Below are 12,801 nucleotides of genomic sequence, written 5' to 3' on the forward strand. Positions count from 1 at the left end.
GGCGCGATGACTATACTTGGCATAGGGGTATTGCATGCGAGGGTGTTATGGCCAGCTTGCGTTATGGCATGCTATTGGCAGTCTGCGGCTGGTTCGCCGCCTTGCCTGCCACCGCCGAACCGCCGTTAACATTGCAAACGCAGATCCAGGTGCATATGGGCGATCTGGACATGATGCAACGGCGGCGGATCGTCAGGGTGTTGGTCCCCTATAGCAAAACGTTTTATTTCCTCAGCGCCAATACCACCCAGCGCGGCATGATGGTTGACTTGATGCTGGCATTGGAAAAGCAGCTCAACCAGCATCACAAAAACCCGGCGGACAAGATTCGTCTGGTATTCATCCCCACCGCCCGCGATCGGTTAATCCCGGAGCTGCTGGCAGGACGTGGCGATATCATTGCCGCCGATCTGACCATCACGCCGCAGCGCCAGGCGCTGGTCGACTTCAGCACGCCGTTAGCCCGCCAGGTGCATGAAGTGGTGGTGCGCCACCGCCATGCGCCGGCGGTGACGTCCCTGACGGAGCTGGCAGGCAAAGCCGTTTTTGTCAATCCCACCAGCAGCTACTATCAAAGCCTCGAGCAATTGAACCGGACGCTAAAACAGCAACGGCACCCGCCGGTCGAGATACAACGCGCGCCAGGCAACTTTGAGCCAGAGGATGTGCTGGAAATGCTCAACGCCGGCCTGGTGGATTACAGCGTTACCGATCGTTATCTGGCACTGTTCTGGCAGCAGATATTTGCCGATATCGTCATTGAACCGCAGCTGTTCTTACACCAGGACCGCCAGATTGCGCTGGCAATGCGCAAGCATTCACCGCTCTTGAAAGCCCAGCTCGACCTGTTTTGCGAACGGCACAAAATCGGCAGCACCTTCGGCAATATGCAACTCAAAAAGTACCTGAAGAGCACCCAATGGGTGAAAAACGCCACCCAGCACGATGAAATGCAAAAATTCATTCAGGTGCGCGATCTGTTTCATAAATACGGTAATCAGTATGGCATCGATTGGTTGCTGATGGTTGCACAGGGTTATCAGGAGTCGCGACTCGATCAGCGGGTGCGCAGTAAGACGGGCGCCATTGGCGTGATGCAGGTGATGCCGGCGACCGGCCGGGAGTTGAACGTCGGCGATATTCGCCAATTGGAGCCCAATATCAATGCCGGGATAAAATACATCCGTTTTATGATGGATCGTTATTATGCCGACCAACCCATGACTCATCTGGACAAACTGCTGTTCACCTTTGCCTCCTATAACGCCGGCCCACGCCGCATCGCCCTGCTACGCAAGGAGGCGGCACGGCTCGGCTTGGATCACAACGTGTGGTTCAATAACGTCGAACGGGTTGCGGCGGCGCGTATCGGCCGGGAAACGGTACAGTATGTCAGTAATATTTATAAGTATTATGTGGCGTATGCGCTGATCCAGCAACAAACCCGGTTGCGGCAAACTGCCCTGCAGGCCGAAGCGCCCGCAGGGCCGGTAGTTATTCAATCACCGCGGTAGTCAGGCGCGAAATGCAGCACAGTTTGTCACGGGCATCGAAGATTTCAATCTGCCAGACCTGATTACGCCGGCCGGCATGCAGCGCACGGCATACGCCGCGCACCTGGCCTTCAAATACCGCGCGCAGATGATTGGCATTGATCTCCACCCCAACCACTTTCTGTTCGCCTTCGGTGCACAAATAGCCCGCCATCGACCCCATAGATTCCGCCAACACTACCGACGCGCCGCCGTGCAGCAGGCCAAACGGCTGGGTGGTGCGGCTATCTACTGGCATGGTGGCCTCAAGGTAATCGTCGCCAATGTGGGTGAATTCAATGCCAATATGGCTCACCATGCAGCCGGTGCTGGAATGGTTAAGCTGTTCCAGAGTCGTGTGTCGTTTCCATAGCTTCACGCTATCATCTCCAACAGGGCCTGTAGTGGATGCCGCACGCCATTGCCCTCAATACGCTTGACCTGGCTGCGGCAGGAATAGCCAGTCGCCAGACAACGTTGACGTGGCAAGCGTTGCAGCGCCTGGTGCCATGATAATTCATAAATGCCGAGCGAATTTTGCAGATTTTTACTTTCATGCCCGTAGGTGCCGGCCATGCCGCAACAACCGACGCTGACATTTTCCAGTTTGGCGCCAAAACGGGCAAAGATATCGGCCCATTGCTGACTGCTGGCCGGCAGCGCGGTGGTTTCGGTGCAATGGCCGAACAGATACCAGGCTTCGCCGGTGGTCGGCTGTTCGGCACGATCCATCAGCCGCTGCCGCAGCCATTCATGTACCAGCAGCACCTGGAAGTTACCGCGCGACTCGCCGAGTATTTCATGGTATTCGTCGCGATAGCACAGCACCAGGGCCGGATCGACTCCCACCAGCGGCATGTCAAGTTTGGCGACACGGTTAAGGAAATCGGCAGTCTTGCGCGCGGTTTTGGCGAACCGCGTCAGGAAGCCTTTAACGTGCTGTGCCTTGCCGTTGGGTGAAAATGGCAGCAGTACCGGTTTATAACCCAGTTTTTCCGCCAGCCGTACGAAATCGGCAACCACTTTGGCATCGTAATAACTGGTGAACGGATCCTGGACGATCAGCACATAGTGCTCGCGATCGGCCGGCGCTAGCGCTTCCAACTGCTCCAGCGTCATGGCGGTAGCCTGATGCCCACTGAGTTGCTGGCGCAGCGTCGGGCTCGACAGCATCGGCAAGTCGACCATGCCGATCGCATTGCGACTCAGTTCACGCACCCACGGCTGCTTGAAGAAAAAGTTGAACACCTTCGGCGCTTTCGCCATCAGCGGCGTGTAGCTTTCAACCCCGGCCACCATGTAATCTCGCGCCGGACGCAGATAACGGGTGTGGTACAGCTGCAGGAAACGCGAGCGGAAGCCCGGCACGTCAATCTTGATCGGGCATTGAGTGGAGCAGGCTTTGCAGGCCAGACAGCCGGACATTGCCTCTTTTACCTCATGCGAAAAATCATACTCGCCCTTGCCGGCATACCAGCTGTTGCGAGTTTTTTCGATCAGGGCGCGGAAGCTCAGTCGCTGTTGTGGCAGAGCCTTCTCCAGCGCCAGCGGATCTACCCCCTGCTCGCTCAACAGGCGCAGCCATTCACGCACCAGCGCCGCCCGCCCCTTTGGCGAATGAATGCGACTGCCGGTGATTTTCATCGATGGGCACATCGGGCTGCGCACGTCAAAGTTGAAACACAGGCCATTACCGTTGCAATCCATGGCGCCACGGAACGAACTGCGCACCGCGATCGGGATGCGGCGGTCGAGGGTGCCGCGCTTTTCGGCGTCGACTTGCATCATTGGCGCATCCACGCCAAGCGGTGAACAGATCTTGCCCGGATTCAGCCGGTTGTCCGGATCGAACGCTGCCTTGATACGGCGCAGCTCTTCGAACAGCGTTTCGCCAAAGAATGCCGGGCTGTATTCTGCACGGAAACCTTTACCGTGCTCCCCCCACAGCAAACCGCCGTATTTGGCGGTCAGCGCCACCACCTGGTCGGAAATCTGCTTCATCAGCATTTCCTGCTGCGGATCGCACATGTCCAACGCCGGGCGCACGTGCAATACGCCAGCGTCAACATGGCCGAACATGCCGTAGCTGAGATTATGGCTATCAAGCAATTGGCGGAATTCGGCGATATAATCAGCCAGATGCTGCGGCGGTACGCAGGTATCTTCGGCAAACGGGATCGGTTTGGCCTGCCCTTTGGCGTTGCCCAGCAGCCCAACCGCCTTTTTGCGCATATTGTAAATACGCTCGATACCGTTGAGATCGCCACAGACCTGATAGCCGATCACCCCGGCCTGACGATCGGCGATCAGCGCATCCAGCCGTTGGCACAGGCTATCCAGCTGCTGCTCAATCAGCGGTTCATCGTCGCCGGCAAATTCAACGATATTCAACCCCAGCATCTGCTTGTCCGGCACGTTGGTGATCAACTCGCTGACCGAATGCCAGACAATATCTTCCCGCGCCAGATTCAACACCTTGGAGTCGATGGTTTCTACCGACAGCGCCTTGGCCTCCACCATAAACGGCGCGTTGCGCAATGCCGAATCGAACGAGTCGTATTTGACGTTCACCAACCGCCGTACTTTCGGCAACGGCGTAATGTTCAGCCGGGCTTCGGTGATAAACGCCAGCGTTCCTTCGGCACCGGTCAGGATGCGCGTCAGATCGAAGGTTTGCAGATCGTCACTCAGCACATGCCGCAGATCGTAGCCAGTCAGGAAGCGGTTTAGTTTGGGGAATTTATCCAGAATCAGCGCGCGCTGCTCGCGACAGCGATGCAATACGGTGTGATAAATACGCCCTTCCTGGGTATGCTCCAAGGCAATCGTTTCCGCCAGCGTCGTCGGCATGGCGCGCGTGTCGAGCATTTCTCCACCCAGCAATACTGCGCGCAGCCCCAGTACGTGATCGGATGTTTTGCCATACACCAGCGAGCCCTGCCCAGAAGCATCGGTGTTGATCATGCCGCCCAGGGTAGCGCGGTTGCTGGTTGACAGTTCCGGCGAGAAAAAGTAGCCGAACGGCTTGAGATATTGGTTGAGCTGATCCTTGATCACCCCGGCCTCAACCCGTACCCAGCCTTGTTCCAGATTGATATCCAGAATGCGATTCATATGGCGCGACATGTCTACCACGATGCCGCTGTTGAGCGACTGGCCGTTGGTGCCGGTGCCGCCGCCGCGTGGGCTAAAGGTCAGTGAGCTGAACTTTTCGTCTGCAGCCAGCCGGGCAAGCAGCGCCACGTCGCTGGTTGAACGCGGGAACACCACCGCATCGGGCAGTAGTTGATAAATACTGTTATCGGTCGCCATGGTCAGGCGATCGGCGTAGCTGGTGGCAATATCGCCATTGAATCCGTGTTGTTTTAACGCTGCCAAAAAATCGAGCACCCGTTGAACGAGGCCGGGAGCCTGAGAAATCTGTGGGATCATTGCTTTTTATGCGCCTGTCTGTCTAATTTGAACGCCTGGCCGAGCCTGGAGCCAGACCCATCCTGTTTTGGTTATCGTTAAAAACTATCATACTTCTCAGTAGCAGATAACCAATTAATCGCGCGGCATTTCCCCCCTGCTCCTCGGTGTTCAACAACGGCAACCGGCGTGACCCTGCGCGGCAAATTGTGCGCCGCACTGTGAAATTTGGCAAAAATGCATCATGATTATCAGACGCAGCAAAGGAATTTACCTAACAGGATGAGAACCCTTTCATGACAGTCCCACAACCGCGATATGATTTGCCAAGAATTATCTTTGGCGTGATGTTCATTGCCATAATGATCGTTGCCTGCTTTTGGGTGGTTCAACCTTTTATACTTGGCTTCGCCTGGGCCAGCATGGTGGTCATCGCCACCTGGCCATTATTGATTAAATTACAGAACCTGCTGTGGGGACGTCGTTCACTGGCGGTCTTGGTCATGACGCTGATTCTGATCGTGCTGTTCGTCATGCCGATTGCGCTACTGGTGAACAGCGTGGTGGATAACAGCGCGCCGATCGTCGCCTGGGCCAGTACGCCAGGCAAAGTGCATATTCCCGATCTGGCATGGTTGAACTCTATTCCAATGATCGGCGATAAGATCTACAACAGTTACCACACGTTGATTAACAGCGGTGGCGGTGCACTGATTGCCAAGGTACAACCCTATTTCGGCCAGACAGCCACCTGGTTCGCAGCTCAGGCCGCGCACATTGGCCGTTTCCTGATGCACTGCTCGCTGATGGTGTTGTTTAGCGTACTGCTTTACGCACGCGGCGAACAGGTGGCATTGGGTATCCGCCACTTTGCGGTACGTCTCGGTGCCGAACGCGGTGACGCGGCGGTTCTGCTGGGTGGACAAGCCATCCGTGCCGTCGCTTTAGGCGTGGTGGTGACTGCGCTGGTGCAGTCGGTGCTGGGCGCGATTGGTCTGGCGATCACCGGTATCCCGGCCGCGACCCTGCTGGCGGTACTGATGTTTATCTTCTGCGTCGCGCAACTGGGGCCATTACCGGTGCTGATCCCGGCAATTATCTGGCTGTATTGGAGCGGCGACACCACCTGGGGCACGGTATTGCTGGTGTGGAGCTGCGTGGTCGGCACCCTGGACAACTTCCTGCGTCCGGTGTTGATTCGCATGGGCGCCGACTTGCCGATGATTCTGATTCTGTCCGGCGTGATTGGCGGCCTGCTGGCGTTTGGCATGATCGGGCTGTTCATCGGACCGGTAGTATTAGCGGTGTCATACCGTTTACTGACCGCCTGGATGAACGAAGCCCCCGAGCCAACGGCCGATCTCGAAGAGGTCGCCAAGGATTTGGAACAGCTGTAAGCCGTTTGGCATCTGCCCGCTCATGGGCAGGTGCCTGATACAATTATTCCGCCGCAGCCGCTCATTGAGTAAATCAGCAAAATATATTCTGCGATCCTGACTAAATTGCTGAGAGGCGATTAAACATGCCGAATAAATGCAGCTTATATTTGTCTGTAATTTGACGACATAAATGACAAACTTGGGGTTAATTGGCTTATTAGGACGATTCTTAATGACTAATTTAAGCCAAGTACCTAGTATTATTGCCATATCTTGCTTTAACCCCCTAATTTCAAGCAAGTTTCCCAAACAATGTAATGCCATACATGTAAATTGCTGTGTGTAGTCTTTGCCCGTCTTTGGATGGGCTTTTTTTTGTCCCTTTCCCCTGCATTATTATTTATTGCCATATTCACTTACATCTGGAAATAAAAAAGCCGCATAACTACTGCGGCTTTTAGCAATGAATTATATTTTATTGGCGCAATTTATTTTTACTTGGCCAAATTAATCCAGGTTTGCACCACGGTGTCCGGATTAAGCGACAGGCTATCGATCCCCTGCTCCATTAACCATTCGGCAAAATCCTCATGGTCCGACGGACCCTGTCCGCAGATCCCGACATATTTACCATGGCGCTTGGCTGCCTGGATCGCCATTGACAGCAGCGCTTTCACCGCGTCGTTACGCTCGTCAAACAGTTCGGAAACCACGCCGGAATCGCGATCCAGCCCCAGCGCCAGCTGCGTCATGTCATTGGAGCCAATCGAGAAGCCATCGAAGTGCTCAAGGAACTGATCCGCCAGCAGCGCGTTGGATGGGATCTCGCACATCATGATCACTTTAAGCCCGTTCTCGCCACGCTTTAGCCCCTGGCGCGCCAGTTCCGCGACTACCGCTTCCGCCTGCGCCACGGTACGCACAAACGGCACCATGATTTCCACGTTGGTCAGCCCCATGTCGTTGCGCACCCGTTTCACCGCCTCGCATTCCAGTGCGAAGCAATCACGGAAACTGTCCGAAACATAGCGACCGGCGCCGCGGAAGCCCAGCATCGGGTTTTCTTCATGCGGTTCGTATTTTTCACCACCGACCAGGTTGGCGTACTCGTTGGATTTGAAATCGGACAGCCGCACAATAACGCGTTTTGGCCAGAACGCCGCACCCAGCGTCGCGATCCCTTCGGTCAGACGACCGACATAAAACTCCACCGGATGGTCATAGCCCTGCATCAACTCCTTGATTTCACGCTGCAACTCTGGCGTTTGTTGATCGAACTCCAGCAGCGCGCGTGGGTGCACACCGATCATCCGGTTGATGATGAACTCCAAACGCGCCAGACCGACACCTTCGTTCGGCAGACAGGCAAAGTCAAAGGCGCGATCCGGGTTACCGACGTTCATCATGATCTTCAACGGCAGTTCCGGCAGTTCGTTCACTTCTGAACTCTGCACGGTAAAGTCCAGCATGTCTTGGTAAACGTAACCGGTATCGCCTTCGGCACAGGATATCGTCACCTTCTGGCCGTCTTTCAGCACGTCGGTGGCATGGCCGCAGCCCACGACCGCAGGAATACCCAGCTCCCGAGCAATGATCGCCGCATGGCAGGTACGACCGCCACGGTTGGTAACGATTGCCGCCGCCTTCTTCATGATCGGTTCCCAGTCCGGGTCGGTCATGTCGGTCACCAGCACGTCGCCCGGCTGGATGCGATCCATTTCGCTGATGTCATGGATCACCTTTACCGGGCCGGCACCGATACGATGGCCAATGGCGCGGCCTTCTACCAGTACCTTGCTGCTGCCGTTGAGCTGATAACGCTCCATCACCTGCCCGTTGGAGCGCACGGTTTCCGGACGCGCCTGAACGATCAGCAGCTTACCGGTGTGGCCGTCTTTCGCCCACTCGATATCCATCGGGCGGCCGTAGTGTTTTTCAATCAGCAGTGCCTGGTGCGCCAGCGCCTGTACTTCATCGTCGCTCAGAGAGAAACGATTGCGTTGCGCCTCTGGCACGTCTTCAATCGCCACCTGCTTACCGTGGTCTTGCGACGGCGCGTACACCATGCGGATCTTTTTGGAACCGATATTACGGCGCACGATAGCCGGTTTACCGTTCAGCAGCGTTGGCTTGTGCACATAGAACTCGTCCGGGTTGACCGCGCCCTGCACCACCATTTCACCCAGACCGTATGCCGAGGTGATAAACACCACCTGATCAAAACCGGATTCGGTATCGATGGTGAACATCACGCCGGACGAGGCCAGATCGGAACGCACCATGCGTTGCACGCCGGCGGACAACGCCACGCCGCGGTGATCGTAGCCCTGATGCACGCGATAGGAAATGGCGCGATCGTTGAACAGCGAGGCAAATACGTGCTTGATGGCAATCATCACGGCATCAATGCCCTGCACGTTCAGGAAGGTTTCCTGCTGGCCGGCAAACGAGGCATCGGGCATATCTTCTGCGGTAGCGGAAGAGCGCACGGCAAAGGAGGCTTCCGGTTCGCCATCGGCCAGTTGCTGATAAGCCAGGTTGATTTCGCGTTCGAACTCCGCATGGAACGGGGTATCGATAATCCATTGGCGAATCTGCGCACCGGCCCTGGCCAGTTGGGCGACGTCATCAACGTCAGTTTGATCCAGTAACTGATAAATGCGCTGGTTGACACCGCTTTGTTCGAGGAAATCGTTAAACGCCTGGGCGGTGGTGGCAAAGCCATTTGGCACGGCCACGCCCAAATCGGACAGATTGGTGATCATTTCACCGAGCGATGCATTTTTGCCGCCAACACGGTCAACGTCGTGCATGCCAAGCTGGTTGTACCAAAGCACATTACGCAAGTCTGGGCCATTATTGGACATCGAGACAATCCTTATTGCTATCAGTAGGGTATAGACGGATTTAATTCAATTGCGTTGTTCGCCCTTATTTTGAGCCGAACCAGACTAGCACAATCATCCATAAGAATTGGAAAGGTGAATCGATCAACCCGATGAAGAAAATGGATTTTAAGAGAATTACCTAAACGCCCTTTTTCCGCGCAAACCACCCTGCCGCACGTTAAAGTGCGTAAATTCAACAAATTACGTATATTTTAAATTCTTGTTTGAAAAGAAAGTCAATTGCGCACCTTTGTAGAAATTATCGTCAATAAGCCGCTAAATCGATTGAAAATAATTGATTTCTATTTTTTATAAAAATCAAAACTACATTTTAAAAATGTCGCCTGACCGGAATGTTCTTATTTTTGCGCTTTTCGGCCGGCTAACCGTTGGGGAATCCGTTGGCGTCACACTTTTTTTGCTAGCCTCTTTACCGCCGAATACTCTGGAGCCCATTATGTTTGAACGACAGGCCATCGCCTTGCCGCAGCAGGAATTGTATTTTTCAGTTAAGGAGTCACGGGTGGAAAGAAGCGTATTTTATATTTCAGACGGCACGGCGATCACCGCAGAGGTTCTGGGACACGCGGTACTGTCGCAATTTCCGGTCAAAGCCACCACCTTTACCCTGCCGTTTGTCGAAACCGAAGCGCGCGCGCGCGCCGTCAGCCAGCAAATCAATGACATCTACCAGCAGACCGGCGTGCGGCCACTGGTGTTTTATTCCATCATTTCGCCAGAAGTGCGTAATGTGATCACCCAAAGCGAAGGATTCTGCCAGGATATCGTGCAGGCGCTGGTCGGCCCGTTGCAGGGTGAACTGGACGTCGAACCTACACCGGTCCCCAACCGTACCCATGGGCTGACGGCAAGCAACCTGGGCAAATATGACGCGCGCATCGCGGCCATTGACTACACGCTGGCGCATGACGACGGCATTTCGCTGCGCAACCTCGATCAGGCGCAGGTGATCCTGCTCGGCGTATCGCGCTGTGGCAAAACCCCGACCAGCCTCTATCTGGCCATGCAGTTTGGCATTCGCGCCGCCAATTACCCGTTTATCGCCGACGATATGGACAACCTGCATTTGCCCGCCGCGCTGAAGCCGTTTCAACATAAACTGTTTGGCCTGACGATTAACCCGGAACGTCTGGCGGCCATCCGTGAAGAGCGCCGTGAAAATAGCCGTTATGCTTCGTTGCGCCAGTGCCGGATGGAGATAGCCGAAGTCGAAGCATTGTTCCGAAAAAATCAAATCCGCTATCTGAACTCCACCAACTACTCTGTCGAGGAAATCTCCACCAAAATTCTCGATATCCTCGGTATGAGCCGCCGAATGTTTTAACCCTGTTCGGCAGCAAACGGCTGCCGAACATTCCTCTCCCGCCGTATTTGTCAACTTTTGTCGGTTTTGTACAACAGTTATCGCGTCGAACGGTTGAAATCGGCCGTTTTTGCGTTATTGTGATCGCCATCACTTCCCGGTACTCCTGCCGCAGCGAAGAAAAGATTCAGAGATAATCATGCATAAAACAGATGAATTGCGGACCGCGCGCATCGACAGCCTGGTTACGCCGCAAGCGCTGGCGGACAAGCTGCCAATTTCTGCGACGGTGGCGGATAACGTGACGGCGTCACGTAAACGTATTGAACGGATCCTGTCAGGCGAAGACTCCCGTCTGCTGGTAGTGATCGGCCCCTGCTCCATCCACGATCTGGATGCAGCCATGGATTACGCCGGCCGACTTAATGCATTGCGCGAACGTTATCAGCATCGCCTGGAAATCGTAATGCGCACCTATTTCGAGAAACCACGCACCGTGGTGGGCTGGAAGGGGCTGATTTCCGATCCCGATCTGGACGGCAGTTATCAGGTCAATCGCGGCATCGAAATGGCGCGTAAACTGTTGCTCGACGTTAATCAACTGGGGCTGCCGACCGCCACCGAATTTCTGGATATGGTGATCGGGCAATATATTGCCGACCTGATCAGCTGGGGTGCCATCGGTGCACGAACCACCGAAAGCCAAATCCACCGTGAAATGGCGTCTGCGCTGTCGTGCCCGGTCGGTTTCAAAAACGGTACCGACGGCAATACCCGCATTGCCATTGACGCCATCCGTGCCGCACGCGCCGGTCATATGTTCCTTTCGCCAGACAAAAGTGGCCAGATGACCATTTACCAGACCAGTGGCAACCCCTACGGCCATATCATCATGCGCGGCGGTAAAACGCCGAACTACCATGCGACGGACATCGTCGCCGCCTGCGATAGTCTGCGCGAGTTTGACCTGCCGGAACACTTGGTGATTGATTTCAGCCACGGCAACTGCCAGAAGCTGCATCGCCGCCAGCTGGACGTTGCCGAGAATATCTGCCAGCAGATCCGCGCCGGCTCTGCCGCCGTGGTGGGTGTGATGGCGGAAAGCTTCCTGGTGGAAGGCACGCAAAAAATCGTCGCCGGCCAACCGCTGACCTACGGCCAGTCGATTACCGATCCTTGCCTGAGCTGGTCCGACAGCGAGCAACTGCTGGCGATGCTGGCCGATGCGGTCGATAGCCGTTTCTAATCCGCCCTCATCGGGGCATACCTGCCCCGATGACGCTGTTTTCAATGCTCATCTATACTGGTAGCAACCGGCAAATCGCCTCCTCGCCCGAGCTACAGGATTTGGAGTTCCCTGCATGAGCCTTTCACTGTTGACCATCCCCTGCACTACGCTGCAAGGCGAAGCCAAAACCCTGTCCGACTACCCGGCACGCGCCTATCTGCTGGTCAATACCGCCAGCAAGTGCGGTTTTACACCGCAATACCGCGGCCTGGAAAATCTGTGGCAATACTATCGCCAGCGCGGTCTGGTGGTGATGGGCTTTCCATGCAATCAGTTCGGTGCACAGGAACCGGGTAATACCCTGGAGATTGCCAGTTTCTGTACCATGAACTATGGCGTCAGTTTTCCGCTGTTCAGCAAAATAGACGTCAACGGGCCGGGCGCGCATCCGTTGTTCAGTGAGTTGAAGCGCCGGGCGCCGGGGCTGTTCGGCATTCAGCGCATCAAATGGAATTTCACCAAATTCTTGCTGACCGCCGACGGTCAGCGTGTTACCCGCTTTGCGCCGATCACCAAGCCGGAAAAACTCTTCGATCGCATCGAAACCCTGCTGAAATAACCCCACGCCATATGGGCGACTGCGCGTCGCCCTCGCCGCCAGTTGCCATGTAAGCAAAAAGGTTCCAATGGTAAATAAATTTTCCTTGATGTAACTTAATGTTCACATGATAATGATTATCAATTTGATATTGATTACCATTTGTTATTTATATTTTAGGCCGCACCTATGGAAAAATCGAACCAGAATCCTGTGCCATCGGGCTCGTCAATCGCCATCCAGAGCGACCTGCCAAGGCCAAGTTACGACAGTCAGCAACTGCTGGGCGCAGACGGCATCGCCATTATTACGCATCAAGGCCAGCGCTATCAGCTGCGCCAGACCAAAGCAGGAAAATTGATCCTGACCAAGTAAAAATAAAAAACCTTCCCTGCGAGCCACCCCGATCTTTTGATCCAGGCAGCCAGCAAATCTATTGAT

General features: G+C 55.0%; 9 protein-coding genes. 6 read left to right on the forward strand and 3 right to left on the reverse strand.

All coding sequences use genetic code 11. The features are described 5' to 3' along the window. Positions 1-47: 47 nt before the first annotated feature. Positions 48-1,514, forward strand: coding sequence for a lytic transglycosylase F (locus NYE85_RS17090; protein WP_259005918.1), 1,467 nt, complete (start codon positions 48-50; stop codon positions 1,512-1,514). Here the strand turns inward: NYE85_RS17090 and NYE85_RS17095 are convergent. Both NYE85_RS17095 and NYE85_RS17100 read right to left on the reverse strand, forming a co-directional pair. Next, on the reverse strand, positions 1,495-1,911 hold the full coding sequence (locus tag NYE85_RS17095; protein WP_259005919.1) for a hotdog fold thioesterase: 417 nt from the start codon (positions 1,909-1,911) through the stop codon (positions 1,495-1,497). The two genes, NYE85_RS17090 and NYE85_RS17095, sit on opposite strands and share 20 nt — an antisense overlap. Next, on the reverse strand, positions 1,908-4,964 hold the full coding sequence (locus NYE85_RS17100) for an FAD-binding and (Fe-S)-binding domain-containing protein (RefSeq protein WP_259005920.1): 3,057 nt from the start codon (positions 4,962-4,964) through the stop codon (positions 1,908-1,910). Before NYE85_RS17100 ends, NYE85_RS17095 begins: the two co-directional genes overlap by 4 nt. 275 nt (positions 4,965-5,239) lie before the next feature. On the opposite strand from NYE85_RS17100, the gene ydiK reads away from it, so the two are divergent. Further along, the gene (ydiK, locus tag NYE85_RS17105; protein WP_259005921.1) at positions 5,240-6,340 is read left to right on the forward strand and encodes an AI-2E family transporter YdiK; all 1,101 of its coding nucleotides are present in this window, start codon (positions 5,240-5,242) and stop codon (positions 6,338-6,340) included. A 476-nt stretch (positions 6,341-6,816) separates the two neighbouring features. On the opposite strand, the gene ppsA is transcribed toward ydiK, so the two are convergent. Then, the gene (gene ppsA / locus NYE85_RS17110; RefSeq protein ID WP_259005922.1) at positions 6,817-9,189 is read right to left on the reverse strand and encodes a phosphoenolpyruvate synthase; all 2,373 of its coding nucleotides are present in this window, start codon (positions 9,187-9,189) and stop codon (positions 6,817-6,819) included. Between the two features lie 544 nt (positions 9,190-9,733). On the opposite strand from ppsA, the gene NYE85_RS17115 reads away from it, so the two are divergent. The 4 genes from NYE85_RS17115 to hemP all read left to right on the forward strand — a co-directional run bounded on the left by NYE85_RS17115 (position 9,734) and on the right by hemP (position 12,735). After that, complete coding sequence (locus NYE85_RS17115) at positions 9,734-10,555, forward strand: pyruvate, water dikinase regulatory protein (protein WP_259006359.1); 822 nt, start codon at positions 9,734-9,736, stop codon at positions 10,553-10,555. A gap of 178 nt (positions 10,556-10,733) precedes the next feature. Next, entirely contained in the window at positions 10,734-11,780 is a 1,047-nt protein-coding gene (locus NYE85_RS17120) for a 3-deoxy-7-phosphoheptulonate synthase (RefSeq protein WP_259005923.1), read from the forward strand. 115 nt (positions 11,781-11,895) lie between these two features. Next, positions 11,896-12,381: a glutathione peroxidase gene (locus NYE85_RS17125; protein ID WP_259005924.1), complete on the forward strand. Its 486-nt coding sequence runs from the start codon at positions 11,896-11,898 to the stop codon at positions 12,379-12,381. A 168-nt stretch (positions 12,382-12,549) separates the two neighbouring features. Continuing rightward, positions 12,550-12,735, forward strand: coding sequence for a hemin uptake protein HemP (gene hemP, locus NYE85_RS17130; protein ID WP_259005925.1), 186 nt, complete (start codon positions 12,550-12,552; stop codon positions 12,733-12,735). Positions 12,736-12,801: the final 66 nt, after the last annotated feature.

This window comes from Serratia sp. AKBS12, assembly GCF_024793895.1.
GTDB lineage: Bacteria > Pseudomonadota > Gammaproteobacteria > Enterobacterales > Enterobacteriaceae > Serratia_F.